General features: G+C 66.8%; 17 protein-coding genes. 11 read left to right on the top strand and 6 right to left on the bottom strand.

Translation table 11 applies throughout. The annotated features are described in order from the left end of the window. Positions 1–25 precede the first annotated feature (25 nt). Both ACG0Z6_RS10025 and ACG0Z6_RS10020 read right to left on the bottom strand, forming a co-directional pair. Positions 26–928, bottom strand: coding sequence for a patatin-like phospholipase family protein (locus tag ACG0Z6_RS10025; protein WP_394460926.1), 903 nt, complete (start codon positions 926–928; stop codon positions 26–28). Further along, positions 925–1,545, bottom strand: a complete 621-nt coding sequence (locus ACG0Z6_RS10020) for an OmpA family protein (protein WP_394460924.1) — start codon at positions 1,543–1,545, stop codon at positions 925–927. Before ACG0Z6_RS10020 ends, ACG0Z6_RS10025 begins: the two co-directional genes overlap by 4 nt. 367 nt (positions 1,546–1,912) lie before the next feature. On the opposite strand from ACG0Z6_RS10020, the gene ACG0Z6_RS10015 reads away from it, so the two are divergent. After that, positions 1,913–4,090 carry a prolyl oligopeptidase family serine peptidase gene (locus ACG0Z6_RS10015; RefSeq protein WP_394460922.1) on the top strand — a complete coding sequence of 726 codons (2,178 nt, stop codon included), beginning with the start codon at positions 1,913–1,915 and terminating at the stop codon, positions 4,088–4,090. A 142-nt stretch (positions 4,091–4,232) separates the two neighbouring features. On the opposite strand, the gene fabG is transcribed toward ACG0Z6_RS10015, so the two are convergent. Then, complete coding sequence (fabG, locus tag ACG0Z6_RS10010; protein ID WP_394461010.1) at positions 4,233–4,973, bottom strand: 3-oxoacyl-ACP reductase FabG; 741 nt, start codon at positions 4,971–4,973, stop codon at positions 4,233–4,235. Between the two features lie 2 nt (positions 4,974–4,975). Further along, positions 4,976–5,560: a YqiA/YcfP family alpha/beta fold hydrolase gene (locus tag ACG0Z6_RS10005; protein WP_394460919.1), complete on the bottom strand. Its 585-nt coding sequence runs from the start codon at positions 5,558–5,560 to the stop codon at positions 4,976–4,978. A 224-nt stretch (positions 5,561–5,784) separates the two neighbouring features. Between ACG0Z6_RS10005 and ACG0Z6_RS10000 the strand changes: the two genes are divergently transcribed. Beyond that, positions 5,785–8,484: a zinc-dependent metalloprotease gene (locus ACG0Z6_RS10000; protein WP_394460917.1), complete on the top strand. Its 2,700-nt coding sequence runs from the start codon at positions 5,785–5,787 to the stop codon at positions 8,482–8,484. 75 nt (positions 8,485–8,559) lie between these two features. Here ACG0Z6_RS10000 and ACG0Z6_RS09995 read toward each other — a convergent pair whose 3' ends face one another. Then, a complete protein-coding gene (locus ACG0Z6_RS09995; RefSeq protein ID WP_394460915.1) occupies positions 8,560–9,084 on the bottom strand; it encodes a GNAT family N-acetyltransferase in 525 nt (174 codons plus the stop codon). Between the two features lie 16 nt (positions 9,085–9,100). After that, on the bottom strand, positions 9,101–10,204 hold the full coding sequence (locus ACG0Z6_RS09990; protein ID WP_394460913.1) for an AI-2E family transporter: 1,104 nt from the start codon (positions 10,202–10,204) through the stop codon (positions 9,101–9,103). A gap of 320 nt (positions 10,205–10,524) precedes the next feature. Here ACG0Z6_RS09990 and ACG0Z6_RS09985 point away from each other — a divergent pair, with 320 nt between their 5' ends. From ACG0Z6_RS09985 to ACG0Z6_RS09945, 9 genes are read left to right on the top strand one after another with little or no spacing between them, the layout of a single operon-like run. After that, entirely contained in the window at positions 10,525–11,607 is a 1,083-nt protein-coding gene (locus ACG0Z6_RS09985) for a hydrogenase small subunit (RefSeq protein WP_394461008.1), read from the top strand. Between the two features lie 18 nt (positions 11,608–11,625). Further along, entirely contained in the window at positions 11,626–13,485 is a 1,860-nt protein-coding gene (locus ACG0Z6_RS09980; RefSeq protein ID WP_394460911.1) for a nickel-dependent hydrogenase large subunit, read from the top strand. Between the two features lie 39 nt (positions 13,486–13,524). Beyond that, positions 13,525–14,127, top strand: a complete 603-nt coding sequence (locus ACG0Z6_RS09975; protein ID WP_394460909.1) for a HupE/UreJ family protein — start codon at positions 13,525–13,527, stop codon at positions 14,125–14,127. Positions 14,128–14,160: 33 nt separating this feature from the next. After that, on the top strand, positions 14,161–14,907 hold the full coding sequence (cybH, locus tag ACG0Z6_RS09970; protein WP_394460907.1) for a Ni/Fe-hydrogenase, b-type cytochrome subunit: 747 nt from the start codon (positions 14,161–14,163) through the stop codon (positions 14,905–14,907). A gap of 36 nt (positions 14,908–14,943) precedes the next feature. Beyond that, a complete protein-coding gene (locus tag ACG0Z6_RS09965) occupies positions 14,944–15,594 on the top strand; it encodes a HyaD/HybD family hydrogenase maturation endopeptidase (RefSeq protein WP_394460905.1) in 651 nt (216 codons plus the stop codon). A 2-nt stretch (positions 15,595–15,596) separates the two neighbouring features. Continuing rightward, positions 15,597–15,905 (top strand): HypC/HybG/HupF family hydrogenase formation chaperone, encoded by a 309-nt coding sequence (locus ACG0Z6_RS09960; protein WP_394460903.1) that lies wholly within the window; start codon positions 15,597–15,599, stop codon positions 15,903–15,905. Between the two features lie 19 nt (positions 15,906–15,924). Further along, the gene (locus tag ACG0Z6_RS09955) at positions 15,925–16,380 is read left to right on the top strand and encodes a thioredoxin domain-containing protein (protein WP_394460901.1); all 456 of its coding nucleotides are present in this window, start codon (positions 15,925–15,927) and stop codon (positions 16,378–16,380) included. Between the two features lie 29 nt (positions 16,381–16,409). Next, positions 16,410–17,273, top strand: coding sequence for a hydrogenase expression/formation protein (locus ACG0Z6_RS09950; protein WP_394460899.1), 864 nt, complete (start codon positions 16,410–16,412; stop codon positions 17,271–17,273). Then, positions 17,270–17,506 carry a rubredoxin gene (locus tag ACG0Z6_RS09945; RefSeq protein WP_394460897.1) on the top strand — a complete coding sequence of 79 codons (237 nt, stop codon included), beginning with the start codon at positions 17,270–17,272 and terminating at the stop codon, positions 17,504–17,506. Before ACG0Z6_RS09950 ends, ACG0Z6_RS09945 begins: the two co-directional genes overlap by 4 nt. Positions 17,507–17,607 lie beyond the last annotated feature (101 nt).

Raw genomic sequence — 17,607 nt, 5'->3', positions numbered from 1 at the left:
CCCCGGGCTCAGGGTTGGCCGCGGGTCAGCGGACGCGCTCGGCTTGCAGCAGGGCAGTGCGTATGCGGCCTATGGCGTGGCGTGCGGCTTGCTCGCCCAACACAATGAGCTGATTGCGGGCGTTGAAGTCGGTGGTGGAGATGTGGGCCACATTGGGGCGCACGGCGACATCGGCGTCGCGCAATTCCATCCGTGTGAGCGAGTTGGCCATGATGTCAAAGGACTGCATCATGAGCTCGAACATGCCTTGTGGCTCGGAGGGCATGGGGCCGCTGTTGAGGCTTACCGCCACCACGCGCTGGGCGCCCAGGTCGCGCGCCACACGCACTGGCAGCGGGCTGACGATGCCGCCGTCAACGAACTCATGCTCTTGAATGCGCACCGGGATGAAGATGCCCGGAATGCTGCTGGACGCGCGCACCGCCAGCCCCGCATTGCCCTTGGTGAAGACGGCTTGCTCGCCCAGGCTGATGTTGGTGGCCACGGCCGCAAAAGGGATGCGGAATTTTTCGATAGGTTGCTGGCGCACAACGCGGTTGACGAAGGCCTGCAGGGCGTCGCCCGCCAGCAAGCCGCGCTTGTGCCCAGCCACCACATCGGCAATTTCGCTGTCGCGCACGCGCAAGGCCAGCTCTTCGAGCTGAGCTGGCGACTGACCTGAGGCATAGAGCGCACCCACCAACGCACCAGCGCTGCAACCCACCACCAGATCGGGCGTCAGGCCGTACTGGTGCAAGGCCTTGAGCACGCCGATGTGGGCAAACCCACGCGCTGTGCCGCCGCCCAGCACCAGGGCCCAGCGCTGGCTGCGCTGGCCGGCTTGGCTGCCGGCCAGCGGCAAGGAGGCGGTGGCCGGTGTTTCAGCCCTCGCGGCCGCGGCCGACCACAGCGCGCCAGCGCTCAGCAGCACATCGCGGCGTCGCGTCATGGGAGCTTCTCGGCGTCGGCGTCGACGCGTGCTTTGAGCGTGGCGTAGGCCTGCTCAAAGCTGTTGGCGGGCTCGCCCCGGGTGATGTTTCCCAGCTGCTCACCCAGGATGATGAGTTCCACACGGCGGTTGAAGCGGCGGCCTTGCTCGGTGTCGTTGGGGGCCACGGGGCGGTCATAGGAAAAGCCAGCCGTGGTGATGCGCTCAGTCGCAACCCCCCGACTCACCAGCTCGTTCTTGACAGAGGCCGCGCGCGCTTGCGAAAGCTTGAGGTTGTAGGCCTGTGTGCCCTGCGAATCGGTGTGACCTTCCAGAGCGATGGAAGCCGTGGTTTTGTCGCGCAAGAGGGCGGCCACACGGTCCAGAAACTCCATGGCCGCGGGGTCGCTGATGGTGGCTTTGTCAAAGTCAAAGCCCACTTTCTCGGTGGGCATGACGATCATCACACCGCGGTCGATTTGGGCGATGGGGATGATTTGCGAGGGCTTCACGGCGGGCAGTACAGGTGCAGCGGGCGGCGGCGCGGAGCTTTGGCAGCCCGTGAGGGCCAGCAGCGCAAATGCCAGCGCCGCCACACAGGCTGTGCGGCGGTCGGTGCGGTCAGAAAGCTTGTGCATGGTGTGGGTGATCTTGTGCTTGCTCCAGCGTGCATGCTGCCCGGCTCGGCCCGGCAATGGCGTGACTCCATGCGTAGCTCCCCCTGAAACAAGGGGTGTGCACGCTTTTGCGGCAGTCTAGTTTTTGCCCTGCAGCTACAAGCACTTGCGCACGCGCCCCACGGCTTGTCCCGTGACTTGTCCACAGTCCGCGGGGGTAAATTTCGCGGGGGTCATGCGCGCTGCCACAACGCCAACTGGTGCGACCAACGACTGCCTGCGTGCCCCCAAGCGCAGGCGCAGGGATTGACCCAAACGGCACTCACCTTGAGGATGGTGGTCTTTAGAGACAACGTCGACCGCCCGCTCGGCGGTACGCAGCAATTCCATGTTCATCAATCGATTTCGATTTCCCTTGGGTGCGCTGGCCTTGGCCGCCGCAGCGCTGGCTCCACTGGCTCAGGCGCAAACCCGCGCCCCCTACCCACCAACGCCGGTTCAGCCCGTGCGCGACAACTACCATGGCACCGAGGTGGTAGACCCCTACCGCTGGATGGAGGACATGTCTTCGGCGCAATTCCAGCAATGGCTGCGCGCCCAGGCCCACTACGCGGCGGCCGATTTGGCCACCATCCCGGGCCGTGCGGCGCTGCGCCAGCGCCTGGGCGAACTGGCCGATGCGGGCGAGAGCACCGGCGCCTACCGCATGGTGGCGGGGCAGCTCTTCTACATGAAGCGCGAGCCTGGGCAAAACCAGTCGCGCCTGGTGTTGCGCCAGGGCTTGGCCGGGGCTGAGCGCACCTTGCTGGACCCCATGAATGTGCCGGGCCAGCCGGGCAAGCATGCCATCGACTGGTATGCGCCTTCGCCCGACGGGCGTCTGGTGGCCGTGGGTCTGTCCGCGGGCGGCTCTGAAAACAGCGTGCTGCGCGTGCTGGATGTGGCCACGGGCAAGCTGCGCCCCTTGGCCATTGACCGCACCGGCTTGAACGAGGGCGGCGTGGCCTGGCTGCCGGACTCCAGCGGCTTTGCCTACAACCGCCACCCGGCCGACGAGCGCTACAACAAGAGCGCCGTGTTCCTGCACCGCCTGGGCCAAGACGTGGCGCAAGACCGCGCCGTGTTCGGCTGGCAGGTGGACGCCAAGATGCCTTTTGAGATTGCCGACCTGCCCCATATGCGCCTGAGCAAAGACGGGCGCTGGGCCTTGGCGGAGGTGCTGCATGGCGACGCTGCCGAGCGCAGCTACTGGGCCGCGCCGCTGGCTGCTTTGCAAAAAGGCCGCAAGCTGCAGTGGCAGCGTCTGGTGTCGCCGCAGGACAAGATCATCGAAGCCGCGCTGGTGGGCGACGAGCTCTACGCCATCAGCCAGGCCAAGGCCTCGCGCCGCGAGCTGCTGGTGCGCAAGCTGGGCACCGCCCGTGCACCGTGGAAGACCGCGCTGCCTGCGGGCCAGAGCGTGCTGCAAGACATCCACGGCGCCAGCGACGCTGTCTACGTGAAGGCGCTGGACGCAGGCGTGACCAAGCTCTGGCGCGTGCCGCGGCGCGGCCACGCCGCGCCCGCCAGCGTGGCCCTGCCTTTTGAGGGCACGCTGCGGGCCTTTGCCGCGCTGCCCAAGGGCGAGCTCTTGGTGCAGATGGTGGGCTGGACGCAGGCGCCGCAAAGCCTGGTGATCAACCCCAAAACCCAGCAGTCGCGCGTGGTGGATGTGCAAAAGCCCACCCAGCTCGACACCTCGGGCTTCCAGGCCGAGCGCGTGATGGTGCCCAGCCACGACGGTGTGCGCGTGCCGCTGTCCATCCTCTCGGCCAAGAACACGCCGCGTGACGGCCGTCGCCCCACCATCGTGAGCGGCTACGGCGCCTACGGCATTTCACAAGAGCCCAACTTCACGCCCACGCGCCTGGCCTGGCTGGAGCGCGGCGGCGTGCAGGCCATCTGCCATGTGCGCGGCGGCGGCGAGCTCGGCGCGGACTGGCACCGCGGCGGCTATATCGCCACCAAGCAAAACACGGTGTCGGACTTCATCGCCTGCGCGCAGTACCTGATTGCACAGGGCTACACCAACAGCGCGCAGCTGGCGGGCACGGGCGGCAGCGCCGGGGGCATCACCATCGGTGGGGCCATCACCCAGCGGCCGGAACTCTTTGCGGCGGCACAAACCGCGGTGAGCGTGTCGGACATGCTGCGCATGGAGTTCACGCCCAACGGCCCGCCCAATATTGCGGAGTTCGGCACGGTGACCAACCCCGAGCACTTCAAATCCATGTATGCCATCAGCCCCTACCACCGCGTCAAGGACGGCACGCGCTACCCGGCGGTGATTGCCACCACCGGCGCCAACGACCCGCGCGTGGAAGCCTGGATGCCGGGCAAGATGGCCGCGCGCTTGCAGGCCGCCAACCCCGAGAGCTACCGCGAGCGCCCCGTGCTGCTGCGCGTGGACTACGAGGCTGGCCATGGCATGGGCTCGGGCGTGTCGCAGCGCCTGGATGAAACCGCCGATGTCTGGAGCTTCTTCCTGCGCCAGTTTGGCGACCCGGCCTTCCAGCCTAAGCCCTGAAAACGGGCGCATGGCGCACAAGTACTCAAACTGCCTCAATTTGCGGCAGTTTGAGCGGGCGCCTTACGGGACAAGCACTTAGCTCGGGAGGGCACGGCTTGTCCCGTGACTTATCCACAGTCCACAGGGGCAAGTCGGCGGCTTAAAAGCTCAGTCCGCCCGAGACTTCCAGCACCGCGCCGTTGATGTAGCTGGCCTCGTCGCTGGCCAAAAAGGCGTAGGCATTGGCCACTTCTTCGGGCTTGCCGATGCGCTTGAGCGGCACTTGCTCGCGCAGCCCGTTGAGGACTTTCTCGGGCACGGTGTCGATGATGGAGGTGGCCACAAAGCCGGGGCTCACGGCGTTGACGCGAATGCCTTGCGGACCCAGTTCGCGGGCCCAGGTTTTGGTGATGCCTTCCACCGCGGCCTTGGTGGCCACGTAGTTGGTCTGGCCGAAATTGCCGCGCTGCGCCACCACGGAGCTGGCGTTGAGGACGACGCCACTGCCTTGCTCGCTCATGGTGGCCAGCACCGCCTGCGTGGCGTGGAAGATGCCGCGCAGATTGACGTCGATGACGGCGTCGAACTGCTCCAGGCTCATTTTTTGCAGCCGCGCATCGCGGGTGATGCCCGCGTTGTTCACCAGCACATCGATGCGCCCGAACTCGGCCAGCGTGGCCTGCACCATGGCGTCGAGCTGCGCGCGCTCCGTCACCGACAGCACCACGCCCAGTGCGCGCGCGCCGCGTGCCTGGCAGGCCTGCACGGCGGCGTCCACGCCTTCTTGGCGCACATCGCACAACACCAGTTGCGCGCCTTCGTCAGCGAACTTCAGTGCCGTGGCCAGGCCAATGCCCTGGGCTGCGCCGGTGATGATGGCGGTCTTGCCTTTGAGTCTCAAAGTCATAGCTGTAAAAACTCCGTCACGAGGGGAAGGTGGTGGGCAAAGTCGCTCAGGGCGTGGTCGCCGCCGGGCAGCACATGCAGCACGCAGTCTTGGTAGCGTGCGCGCATTTCGCGCCAGTCCAGCAGCTCGTCGCCTTGGGCAATAAGGGCCAGCAGCTGCTGGGGCCGCTGCAGCGCGCCTGCGTGCAGAGCCAGCAGCTCGTCGATGTATTCGGCGCGGAAGTAGAGGCGCTGCTCAGGGTCTTGCCAGCAGCGCTGCTCACCGATGTAGGCCGCCAGGTCACGCGCGGGGTTCACGGCGGGGTTGATGAGCACCGCGCGGCAGGGCCGCTGCTGGGCCACATGGGTGGCGTAGTAGCCGCCCAGCGAACTGCCCATCACGGCCACGCCGTGCTCGGGCCAGTCTTGGGTGAGCCGCTGCACCAACGCCATGGCGTCGCGCGGCGAGGGCGGCAGCTGCGGGCAGCACCACACCAGATCGGGGCGATGCGTGCGCACCCAGCTCGCCATTTGCTGAGCCTTGGCCGACAGGGGGGAGGAGCGAAATCCGTGCAGGTATAGAAGATGGGTACAGCGCGTCATGAGAGTCAGTCTAGTGGTGTGGTGCAGGGGGTGTGACCCTGTGACGCCCCCTTGCTTGGGCGATAGGTGAGCGTTTGGCTTGAGTCCTGGGGCTTGTTTGCGACAGGCGGCGTTTGCTGTGGTGCCAAGCGCAGTTGGGGGCGTTGACGCGCAAGGCGCCGCGCGAGACAGTGCGGCCCTTGTCTTGGCAACGCGGTCGTTACCTGCGACCCATGAGAGATCTGATGAGCAATACCTTGCATCTGTCTGCCGTCGCGCTGGCTGCCGCTGTGCTGCTGAGCGCTTGCGCCTCCACCACGCCTCCCAATGCTGCGGGCAATGGCACCGCCGCCAAGCCCGCGGCTGCGGGTGCTGCCGCATCGGCAGCACCCAGCGGTGGCGCACCGGCTGCAGCGGCCACCGCGCCGCGCCCCCCGGCTGACCCCAGCGCGCCCAAGCCTTTTGTGGAAGTGGCGCGCGACGCCAAGAGCCAGGACGGCCTCTTCCCCATCTGGCGCAAGGACGAAAAGGTCTGGATCGAGATTCCCAAGTCCAGCCTCAACAAGCCTTTCCTGTTCACGCTCAACACCGCCAACGCCGTGGGCGAGCGCGGTCTCTACGCCAGCCAGATGGGCACGGACCACATGGCCGAATGGCGCCGCGTGGGCAACCAGATCCAGCTCGTCGCGCTCAACACCCTGTTCCGCGCGCAAGGCGGCAACAAGTTCGCGGTGGATCAGGCCTTCTCGCCCTCCCTGCTGGCTTCAGCGCCTGTGGCCAGTGCCGAGCATCCTGAGCGCAAGTCCGTGCTGGTGGACGCCTCGGCCCTGTTCCTGACCGACCTGCCGGGCCTGTCCACACGCCTGGAGTTCATGTATCGCCTGCCGTTCTCACCGGACCGTGCCAACTCCTTCGTGGAGAGCGCTCGTGCCGAGGCCCAGCTCACCACGCTGACCACGCGCATGCACTACGCCACGGCGCGCATTCCTGCGCCGCCGCTCATGCCCGCGCCCGTGCCCATGCCCACGCCGCCGCAGGCCACGCCCGATCCGCGCAGCCTCTTTGTGAGCCATGTCTACAGCTTCAAGGCACTGCCTGAAGTGCCCATGGCCACACGCACGCTGGACCCCCGCTTGGGCCACTTCATGGAGTCCTACACCGACATGTCGGATGACTCCAAGCCCAATGCCCGCGTGCATTTGGTCAAGCGCTGGCGCCTGGAGAAGAAAGACCCCAACGCGGCGCTGAGCGAGCCTGTGCAGCCCATCACCTTCTGGCTGGACAAGAACATTCCGCCCAAGTACCGCAAGGCCGTGGCCGAAGGCGTGCTGGAGTGGAACAAAGCCTTCGAGAAGATTGGCTTCAAAAATGCCCTGGTGGTGCAGCAGCAGCCTGACGACGCCAATTGGGACAATATGGACGCAGGCCACGCCTCGGTGCGCTGGTTTGTGGGCGCGGACGTGGGCTTTGCCATTGGCCCCAGCCACGCAGACCCCCGCACGGGCGAAATCATGGACGCCGACATCGGCATGAGCGATGTGTTTGCCCGCGGCGCACGGCGCCTGCTGGTGGACGACGTGGCGCCCGCCCGTACGGCCACCGCTGCGGCCCACAGCCACGACGAGCACGCGCACTGCAACTACGCCCACGAAGCTGCAGCCGAGATGGACTTTGCGCTGGACGTGCTCGAAGCGCGCGGCGACATCGCCCCTGACAGCCCCGAAGCCGAGGCCTTTGCCAACGCCGTGATTCGCGACGTGATCATGCACGAGGTGGGTCACACCCTGGGCCTGAAGCACAACTTCAAGGCTTCCACCACCGTCACGCAAAAGCAGCTGCAAGACCTGGCCTACACCAATGCCCATGGCATTTCTGGCTCGGTGATGGACTACAACGCCTACAACCTGCCGCTGCAAGGTGAGGCGCGCGGTGCCCTGACCAACACCACGCTGGGCGCTTACGACTACTGGGCCATCGAGTACGCCTACAGCCAATTCCCGAAGGAGCGTGAAGCCGCTGAGCTGGCCAAGATTGCTGCACGCAGCACTGAGCCCGCGCTGGCCTACGCCGACGACGCCGACGCTGACGCGCACGGCGGCATCGACCCGCTGGCCAACCGCTTCGACCTGGGTGACGACCCGCTGGCCTACTACAAGCGCCGCCTCAAGCTCTCGCAAGAGCTCTGGACCCGCCTGCAAGACCGCACGCCCTCGACCACCGACGACCCCCAGCGCCAGCGCCGTGTGCTGCTGGGCAGCTTCAACCAGCTGGGCCGTTCGGCAGATCTGGTGGGCAAGTACGTGGGCGGCATGCACCTCAGCCGTGAAAACCCGGGCAAGCCTGGCCATGCGGCCTACCGCCCGGTGGACCCAGCCAAGCAGCGCGATGCTCTGCAGTTCCTGGCTCGTGGTCTCTTCAGCGCCGACAGCTTCCGCTTCAAGCCGGAATTCCTGACCACGCTGCAGACTGACTACAACGAGTGGGGCCGCAGCGGCCCGGTGGATGTGCCCGCGGCCGTGGCGCGGGTGCAAAACGCGGCGCTGGACCGCCTGCTCAACGCCGCCACCGCACAGCGCCTGATGGACCTGCCGTCCTTCGTGCCTGCGGCGCAGCGCAAGGGCCTGATTTCGCTCAACGAGGTCTATGGCACGCTGCAAGGCAGCATCTGGAGCGAGCTCAAGACGGGTGCGGAGATTGACCGCCTGCGCCGCAATCTGCAGCGCGAATACCTGCGCCGTGTGCAAGGCAATCTGACCAAGGGCAGCACCGGCCCCGCGCAGTTTGCTGACGCCTACGCGCTGCTGCGCCTGCACGCCACCCAGCTGCAGAGCGACTTGCGCGCGGCCCTGGGCAAGGGCGGCCACTCGGTGGAAACGCGTGCCCACCTGGCCGAGAGCCTGGACCTGCTGACGGCCATGCTCAAGGCCAATATGCAGCGCAGCTAAGCCGCAGCCAGCGGCTGAGGCCAGCCCCGCGCCGACACCCCCGCCCGCAAGGGCCGTGGGTGCCCCGGCCGGGGCTTATTTTTTTGTGGGGCGGTGGTAGAGCCGCTCGGTGGCCGAGAGGCCGTGCTGGGCGTGCCAGGCGGCGTCGGCGCGCTCAAAGCCCAGGTGCTCGATCAGGGCGATGGAGCGGCGGTTTTCCTCTTCTACACAAGCCAGCACCTGGCGCGGCGCGCAGTGCTGGTCCAGCTCCTGCAGCATGGCCAGCACGGCCTGGCGGCCCAGGCCGCGGCCCTGATCGGGCACGCCAATCATGTAGCCAATCCAGCACACGCCCTGGGTGTCCAAGGTGGCCTGCATCAGACCCACGCTGCGCGGTGTCTCACCTTCCTGGTGCAGCTGCACCACCCAGTTGAACCAGCGCTCGCGCCCATCGGCCGTGCCGCCGGTGCACCAACGCTGCAAGGTTTGGCGCAGGGCCGAGAGGTCTGCGGGGATGGGGCGGTCGATGTGGCGGTACATGGCCGGATCGCCCAGTACCGGGAAGAGTGCGGGCGCATGCGCCACGGTCAACAGGTCTAGGGTGATCAGGGGCGTTTGCAAAATACGGCCTGGCAATTTAGGGCTGTTGCTGGGACTCGGTAGGCGGGGCTTCTGCGGGGCTGTGCTTTTGCTGCTGGGCCACGATGTCCCACACCGCCAGGAACATGGCGGCAATGAGCGGGCCAATCACAAAACCATTGAGGCCGAACACGGCCATGCCGCCCAGGGTGGACAGCAGTACCACGTAGTCGGGCATCTTGGTGTCTTTACCCACCAGCAAAGGGCGCAGCACGTTATCCACCATGCCAATGACCAGGGCACCGTAGGCGATGAGGCCCACGCCCGCACCCGTGTGGCCGGTGGCCAGCAAATACAGCGCCACGGGCAGCCACACCAGACCCGCCCCCACGGCAGGCAGCAGGGACAAGAACGCCATCAGCACCGCCCACAGCACGGGGGCGTTGATGCCCAGCACCCAAAACGCCAGCCCGCCCAGCGCGCCTTGCAGCATGGCCACGGCGATATTGCCCTTGACGGTGGCGCGAATGACGGTGCGGAACTTCTGCGCCAGCTGGCGCTTGTCGCGGTCGGGCAGGGGAATGGCCAGCCGGATGCGGGTGCTCAGCCGCTCGCCATCGCGCAGCAGGAAGTAGAGCAAATACAGCATCACGCCAAAGCTGACGAGAAAGTCAAAAGCATCCTGGCCTATGCCCAGCAGCTTGCCTGCCACCACCTGGCTGCCCTGGTTGAGCGCGGCACCGAGCTTGAGTTTGAGCGTGGCGATGCTGTCGGCGTCCAGCCGGGTGAGCATCTCACGCACCGAGCTCGGTAGGGCATCGTAGATTTGCACCAAATAGACGCTGAAGCTGATTTGGCCGCTCTGCACTTTTTGCACCAAAACGGAACCCTCGCGCAGCAGCGTGCCCAGCACCAGGCTCAGGGGCAGGATGACCAGCAGCACAATGGCCAATACCGTCAGCAAAGCCGCCGTGTTGGGGCGCCTCCCGCTGCGGCGCAGGGCCAGCAGATACAGCGGCCGAAACACAATGGCCAGGGCCATGGCCCACAGTACCGAGCCCGCCAGCGGCCAGAGAATCCAGCCAAAAGCCACCGTTACCAAAACCAACAACAGCACAAAACTACGGTTGCCCAGTGCGGGCGGCGTGGGAGGCTGTGGCATGGGAATGGGCTTCCTAGGTTGCGTCACGCGGGAGACAGTCCGCGCCTGCACTCTAGCGCAGCCCCGCCTTGCACGGCGAGGCACCCTAGAGGGGGGACTGGAAGCTGCGCTTCCAGTGTGGTCGTGGCGGCGAACACCATCTTGTCAGTGCTTTTGGGGCGGCGCCGCAGGCGGGCGAGAGACGCCAAAAAAACCTTTGCAAATCAAACAGATGCAAGGGTGGATCGGTGTTTGCCCGGGCGCGGCAAAAAGTGGCCTGCAGCTTGCGTGTGTGCGGTGACCTGACACCGTCACGACAACACAGCATGGAGACCGCCACGATGGACACCTTCTACGAGGTCATGCGCCGCAAGGGCATTTCGCGTCGCAGTTTCATGACGTACTGCTCGCTCACTGCCACCTCGCTGGGCTTGGCGCCGTCTTTCATTCCACAGATCGCTCACGCCATGGAGAGCAAGCCGCGCACGCCGGTGCTGTGGCTGCATGGGCTGGAGTGCACCTGCTGCACCGAATCCTTCATCCGCTCGGCCCACCCGCTGGCCAAGGATGTGGTGCTGTCCATGATCTCGCTGGACTATGACGACACGCTGATGGCCGCTGCCGGTCACCAGGCCGAGGCCATCCTCGAAGAGATCATGACCAAGTACAAGGGTCAGTACATCCTGGCCGTGGAGGGCAACCCGCCGCTGAACGAAGACGGCATGTTCTGCATCCAGTCGGGCAAGCCCTTTATTGAAAAACTCCAGCGCGTGGCCAAGGACTGCAAGGCCGTGATTGCCTGGGGTTCATGCGCCAGCTGGGGCTGCGTGCAGGCCGCCAAGCCCAACCCCACGCAGGCCACGCCCATTCACAAGGTCATCCACGACAAGCCCATCATCAAAGTGCCCGGCTGCCCGCCCATTGCCGAGGTCATGACGGGCGTGATCACCTACATGCTGACTTTTGACCGCGTGCCCGAGCTCGACCGCCAAGGCCGCCCCAAGATGTTCTACAGCCAGCGCATTCACGACAAGTGCTACCGCCGCCCGCACTTTGATGCGGGCCAGTTTGTCGAGGCCTGGGACGACGACTCCGCGCGCAAGGGCTACTGCCTCTACAAGATGGGCTGCAAAGGCCCCACCACCTACAACGCCTGCTCCACCGTGCAGTGGAACGAGGGCACCAGCTTCCCCATCAAGGCCGGCCATGGCTGCATTGGCTGCTCGGAAGACGGCTTCTGGGACAAGGGCTCGTTCTACGAGCGCCTCACCACCATCCACCAGTTCGGCGTGGAGGGCACGGCCGACCAGATTGGCGGCACGGCCGCGGCTGTGGTGGGGGCAGCCGCTGCGGCGCATGCCGCCGTCTCGGTGGCCAAGCGCACCCGCGACACCGCTGATCAAGCACCGAGCAACAACGCCTGAAGCCAAGAGGACTGAACCATGGGTGCATACGAAACGCAGGGCTTTTTGATGGACAACACGGGCCGCCGCGTGGTGGTCGACCCGGTCACGCGCATCGAGGGCCATATGCGCTGCGAGGTCAACCTCGACAGCAATAACGTGATCCGCAACGCCGTCTCCACCGGCACCATGTGGCGCGGGCTGGAGGTGATCTTGAAGGGCCGCGACCCGCGCGACGCCTGGGCTTTTGTGGAGCGCATCTGCGGCGTGTGCACGGGCTGCCATGCGCTGACCAGCGTGCGGGCGGTGGAGGACGCGCTGGGCATCAAGATCCCGCTCAACGCCCACCTCATCCGCGAGATGATGGCCAAGACCCTGCAGGTGCACGACCACGCCGTTCACTTCTACCACCTGCACGCGCTGGACTGGGTGGATGTGGTCTCGGCCCTGAAGGCCGACCCGAAGAAGACCTCGGAGCTGCAGCAGCTGGTCTCGCCCTCGCACCCCATGTCCTCGCCGGGCTATTTCCGCGACGTGCAAAACCGTCTCAAGAAGTTTGTCGAAAGCGGCCAGCTCGGGCCCTTCTCCAATGGCTACTGGGGTTCCAAAGCCTATGTGCTGCCGCCCGAGGCCAACCTCATGGCCGTCACCCACTACCTGGAAGCGCTGGACTTGCAAAAGGAATGGGTGAAGGTGCACACCATCTTCGGCGGCAAGAACCCGCACCCCAACTACATGGTGGGCGGCGTGCCTTGCGCCATCAATCTGGACGGCGACATGGCCGCCGGGGCGCCCATCAATATGGAGCGGCTGAACTTTGTTGAGGCGCGCATCAAGGAGATGATCGAGTTCAACAACAACGTCTACATCCCCGATGTGCTGGCCATCGGCACGCTCTACAAGCAAGCGGGCTGGCTCTATGGCGGTGGGCTGTCGGCCAGCAATGTGGCCGACTACGGCACCTACGAGAAAGTGCCTTACGACCACAGCACCCACCAGCTGCCCGGTGGCGTCATCCTCAACGGCAACTGGGACCGGATCGAAGCCATAGACCCGCGCGACCCCGAGCAGGTGCAGGAGTTCGTGACTCACAGCTGGTACAAGTACGGCGACGAAACCCGCGGCCTGCACCCCTGGGACGGCGTGACCGAGCCCAACTACAAGCCCGAAGGCCCGGCTTTCAAGGGCACGCGCACGCGCATCGAGCAGCTCGACGAATCGGCCAAGTACAGCTGGATCAAGGCCCCGCGCTGGCGCGGCCACGCGGTGGAGGTGGGCCCGCTGTCGCGCTACATCCTGGGCTACGCCCATGCCACCAAGGGCAACAAGTGGTGCCAGCGCGTCAAGCAGCAAGTCGATGGCGCCGCGCAGGCCATCAACAGCGCCATCCCCAAAGCCCTGGGCTTGCCCGAGACGCAGTACAGCGTCAAGCAGCTGCTGCCCACCACCATCGGGCGCACCCTGGCGCGCGCCCTCGAAGGCCAGTACGCGGGCGAGATGATGATGGACGACTTCAAGCAGCTCGTGGCCAATATCAAGGCCGGAGACACCCACACCGCCAACACCGAGAAGTGGGACCCCGCCACCTGGCCCAAGGAGGCCAAGGGCGTGGGCACGGTGGCCGCGCCGCGCGGCATGTTGGGGCACTGGATCAAGATCAAGGACGGCAAGATCGAGAACTACCAGTGCGTGGTGCCCACCACCTGGAACGGCAGCCCGCGCGATGCCAAGGGGCAGATCGGCGCCTTCGAGGCCTCGCTCATGAACACGCCCATGGTCAACCCCGAGCAGCCGCTCGAAATCCTGCGCACGCTGCACAGCTTTGACCCCTGCCTGGCCTGCTCCACGCACGTCATGAGCCCCGACGGGCAGGAAATGGCCCGCGTGAAAGTGCGCTGAAAAACACCCACCCACTGGCACGACGCTGAGGAGACGCCGATGACCCCCAACAACTCCCGCCGCATGAGCTGCGCTGTGGCCCTGCTGACTCTGGCTGCGGCTGCTGAGGCCCACACCGGGCATGGCACGCACAGCCTGGCGCAGGGCCTGCTGCACCCCTTGGGCCTGGACCACCTGCTGGTCATGCTCGCCGTGGGCCTGTGGTCGCTGCGCGGCCTGGGTGCGCAGCGCGCCTGGCAAGGGCCTGCCGTATTTCTGCTGAGCCTGGTGCTGGGTGCGGCGCTGGGGCTGCAGGGCCTGATGCTGCCGCAGCTCGAAGCGTTGCTGGCGCTGACGGTGCTGATGCTGGGCGCCATGCTCATGCAGCCCGACCGCGCCCTGCCACCGGCGCTGGGCCTGGGCCTGGTGGCCAGCGCTGCGCTGCTGCACGGCATGGCCCACGGGGCCGAGGCGCCGGCCACGGCCTGGGGCGCGTATGCCCTGGGCTTTGTGTGCAGCACGGCGGTTTTGCACCTGGGCGGCCTGGGCCTGGGCTTGGTCCTGCAGCGCGGCTTTGCGGCCCACAGCCGCAGCGTGCTGCGCGTGTTGGGCGCGGCCATGGGCGCCGCCGGCTTGTATCTGGTCGGCCAGCTGGCCGCCTGAGTTCGAGGCCGCTCAGGCCTTCAGGAGCACACCATGTCCACCTTGCCTGCACCCGAACCCCAGGCCCAAGCGCTGGCCGATGTCACCGGCATTGACGATCGCGCCGTCGCGCACGGCCGCAGCACCAAGTCGGTCTATGTCTACGAGGCCCCCGTGCGCATCTGGCACTGGGTGAATGCCGCGGCCATCACCGTGCTGTGCCTGACGGGCTACTTCATCGGCAAGCCCCTGCCCACCCTGCCGGGCGAGGCCAGCGCGCACTTCCTCATGGGCTATATCCGCTTTGCCCACTTCACGGCGGGCTACATCCTGGCCGTGGGTTTGCTGGGCCGGGCCTATTGGGCGGTGGTGGGCAACCACCACGCGCGCGAACTCTTCTGGCTGCCCGTGCTGCAAAAAGCCTACTGGGCCGAGGTGCGCACCATGCTGCGCTGGTATGGCTTTTTGATCCCCCGGCCCGGGCGCTATGTGGGCCACAACCCGCTGGCACGCCTGGCCATGTTCTCGGGCTTTTTGATGCTGACCGTGTTCATGGTGGTCACGGGCATGGCCTTGTATGGCGAAGGGGCCGGGCCCGCGTCCTGGCAGTCACGCCTGTTCGGCTGGGTCATTCCGCTCATGGGCCAAAGCCAGGACGTGCACACCTGGCACCGCATGGGCATGTGGGGCTTGGTGATGTTCATCACCTTGCACGTCTACGCCGCCATCCGCGAGGACATCATGGGTCGCCAAAGCATTGTCTCGACCATGATTTCCGGCCGCCGCACCTTCAAAGACTGAGCGCACACCAGACCGTGCCGACCCGAGGTTTTAGCCATGAGTGAAGCCAACCCCGCCAGCTCCCGAGCCAGACCGCAGCGCATTGTGGTGCTGGGCATTGGCAATCTGCTCTGGGCCGACGAGGGCTTTGGCGTGCGCTGCATCGAGGCCTTGCAGCAGCGCTACGAGTTTGCGCCGCATGTCAGCCTGATCGATGGCGGCACCCAGGGGCTCTACCTCATCCAGCACGTGCAAGAGGCCGATGCGCTGCTCATCTTTGACGCCATCGACTACGGCCTGGCGCCGGGCACGCTCAAAGAAGTGCGCGACGAAGAGGTGCCGCGCTTCATGGGCGCCAAAAAGATGAGCCTGCACCAGACCGGCTTTCAGGAGGTGCTGTCGCTGGCCTTGCTCACGGGCAAATACCCGGCGCAGGTGCTGCTCATCGGCTGCCAGCCCCAGGAGCTGGAGGACTACGGCGGCAGCCTGCGCCCCATCGTCAAGGCCGCCATGCAAGAGGCCCTGGCCCTGGGCGTGGCGCAGCTGCAGCGCTGGGGCGGCGCCCCCCAGCCGCGCCGCAGCCCCTTGAGCACGCGCGAGGCCGTCACGCTGGACGCCCTGGCGCTGGGCGCCTACGAGGCCCAGCGCCCCGCGCCCGAGCAGGCCTGCCGCATGGGCGATGCGCGCTTCTTCCCGCAGGAGGGCTGAGCATGTGCATGGCCCTGCCCATGCGGGTGCTGCACCCCGAAGGCCTGCACGCGCTGTGTGAAGGGCGGGGCGAGCAGCGCCGCGTCAACACCGCCTTGGTGGGCCGCGTGCAGCCGGGCGACTGGCTGCTGGTGTTTTTGAACGACGCGCGCGAAGCCATCAGCCCGCAGCGCGCGGCCGAAGTCAACGCGGCGCTGGACCTGGTGCTGGGCGCCCTGCAGGGCCAGGGCGCTGCGGCCGCAGCAGCGGTGGACTTTGCGCTGCCCTCGCACCTGACGCCCGAGCAACTGCGCGCACTCACCGGCACTTGAGCCGCAAGGAACCCTCCCCATGATTGAGACCCTCCCGCAGCATGCCCCTCTGGTGGAGCGCCTGGTGCGCGACTTTGGCGCCACCTGGGTGGATGAACACACCGTGCAGGACTGGAGCCGCGGTGCGGGCGAGCGCGTGCTGCTGCTGGCGGGCGACCCGCTGCGCTTTCCCGAAGGCCTGGACGTGGCCGCCGTGCTGCCCGAGCTGATGCGCGCCTTCCCAGCTCGCTTGCATGTGGCCGTGGTGCCACGCCGCAGCGAAGAGGCCGTGGCGCAGCGCTACGGCTCGCAGCGCTGGCCCACGCTGCTGTTTCTGCGCCAAGGCCAGTACATCACGGCCATTGCGGGCATGCAGGACTGGGAGGTCTATCTGCGCCGCGTGGCCCAAGCCTTGACCCTCCCCCCCACCCGGGCGCCCACCATCGGAATCCCTCTTGTCAGCCAGCACAGCGCGGGCGACAAAGGCTGCCAGTGAGCGCAGCCAGCCACCGCCGCGGAGCCGCCATGAAACCCTTTCCCATTCCCGTCCTGGCCCTGGGGCCCGGTGCGCACAGCCAGGAAGAGTCCCTGGACTACCTGCCCATGCCCAAAGACATGGACACCTACCGCCCGCCCGCCTTGCCCCTGCCCGAAGAGGTGGCATCGCGCGTGGCCGTGCGCGGGGTGCTGCGCCAGGTGCTGGCCCTGCTGGCGCAAGCGGCGCGCGGGCAGGGCGGCGGGCAGGTCTGCCTGCGCGGGCTGCAGGCGGCAGACTTGCAGCTCATCAACCAGCTGCTGGGTGAGGGTGAAACCAGCGCGCTGGTGCGCAGCCCCGAGGCTGCGGCTGAGCTGCGCGTGCAGGAGTCGGTGTTTGCCGGGGTGTGGCGGCTCATGCGCTGGGAGCAGGGCGTGTCGGTGGACGATGCCATTGAAGTCGGCGCCGTGCCCGCACAGCTCTACGCCGTGGCGCGTGAAGACGCGCAGCGCCCCTACCGCGCCTGGGAGGGGCCGCTGCCGCCCCAGGTGCAAAACGCCCCGGCGCTGGTGGAGGAAATTCGCGACCGCGCCGCGCACTGGCGGCCGGGCGAGCCCGCGCATGTGGTCAACCTCACGCTGCTGCCCGTCAGCCCCGAAGACATCGCCTACCTGGACCACCAGCTCGGCACCGGCCGCGTGCTGCTGCTCTCGCGCGGCTATGGCAGCTGCCGCATCAGCAACACCACGCTGCCGCATTGCTGGCGCGTCGTCTACTACAACTCCGCCGACACGGTGCTGCTCAACAGCGTGGAAGTGGTGGACATGCCCGAAGTGGCCTTGGCCGCGCCGGAAGACTTGTACGACGCGCACCAGCGCCTGCTGGACGTGGCCCGCTACTTGGAGCTGGCATGAGCGGCGCGGATGCCACCGCCCGCCCTGGCTTTGAGGGCTCCTACCTGGGCAAGCGCGAGGCCCTGCAGCCGCACTCGCGCCTGGAGTGCAAGATTTGCTGGTGGGTGTACGACCCCGCCCTGGGCGATGCGCAGTGGCAAATCCCACCGGGCACGCCCTTTGCCGAGCTGCCCGCGCACTGGCGCTGCCCCAACTGCGATGGCGACGCGCAGCAGTTCCTCATGCTCGAGTGAGCCCCGTCCTGCCCATGCCTGCCGAGCCCACTCCCACCACCCAACATGCCGCGCTGCGGCATGTGTGCCTGCCAGCCTTGCTGGGCCGCGCGGCCGGGGAG

The organism is Roseateles rivi (assembly GCF_043555845.1).
In the GTDB taxonomy this organism is placed as follows: domain Bacteria; phylum Pseudomonadota; class Gammaproteobacteria; order Burkholderiales; family Burkholderiaceae_C; genus Roseateles; species Roseateles rivi.
The sequence above is the reverse complement of the archived record's forward strand: the minus strand, read 5'-3'. Positions and strand labels throughout refer to the sequence as shown.

Coding starts and splice junctions, on each gene's coding strand:
- ACG0Z6_RS10015 (WP_394460922.1), top strand. CDS start 1,913: ATGTTCATCAATCGATTTCGATTTCCCTTGGGTGCGCTGGCCTTGGCC.
- ACG0Z6_RS09980 (WP_394460911.1), top strand. CDS start 11,626: ATGGGTGCATACGAAACGCAGGGCTTTTTGATGGACAACACGGGCCGC.
- ACG0Z6_RS10005 (WP_394460919.1), bottom strand. CDS start 5,560: ATGACGCGCTGTACCCATCTTCTATACCTGCACGGATTTCGCTCCTCC.
- ACG0Z6_RS09945 (WP_394460897.1), top strand. CDS start 17,270: ATGAGCGGCGCGGATGCCACCGCCCGCCCTGGCTTTGAGGGCTCCTAC.
- ACG0Z6_RS09960 (WP_394460903.1), top strand. CDS start 15,597: ATGTGCATGGCCCTGCCCATGCGGGTGCTGCACCCCGAAGGCCTGCAC.
- ACG0Z6_RS10025 (WP_394460926.1), bottom strand. CDS start 928: ATGACGCGACGCCGCGATGTGCTGCTGAGCGCTGGCGCGCTGTGGTCG.
- ACG0Z6_RS09990 (WP_394460913.1), bottom strand. CDS start 10,204: ATGCCACAGCCTCCCACGCCGCCCGCACTGGGCAACCGTAGTTTTGTG.
- ACG0Z6_RS09955 (WP_394460901.1), top strand. CDS start 15,925: ATGATTGAGACCCTCCCGCAGCATGCCCCTCTGGTGGAGCGCCTGGTG.
- ACG0Z6_RS10000 (WP_394460917.1), top strand. CDS start 5,785: ATGAGCAATACCTTGCATCTGTCTGCCGTCGCGCTGGCTGCCGCTGTG.
- ACG0Z6_RS09975 (WP_394460909.1), top strand. CDS start 13,525: ATGACCCCCAACAACTCCCGCCGCATGAGCTGCGCTGTGGCCCTGCTG.
- ACG0Z6_RS09950 (WP_394460899.1), top strand. CDS start 16,410: ATGAAACCCTTTCCCATTCCCGTCCTGGCCCTGGGGCCCGGTGCGCAC.
- cybH (WP_394460907.1), top strand. CDS start 14,161: ATGTCCACCTTGCCTGCACCCGAACCCCAGGCCCAAGCGCTGGCCGAT.
- ACG0Z6_RS10020 (WP_394460924.1), bottom strand. CDS start 1,545: ATGCACAAGCTTTCTGACCGCACCGACCGCCGCACAGCCTGTGTGGCG.
- ACG0Z6_RS09985 (WP_394461008.1), top strand. CDS start 10,525: ATGGACACCTTCTACGAGGTCATGCGCCGCAAGGGCATTTCGCGTCGC.
- ACG0Z6_RS09965 (WP_394460905.1), top strand. CDS start 14,944: ATGAGTGAAGCCAACCCCGCCAGCTCCCGAGCCAGACCGCAGCGCATT.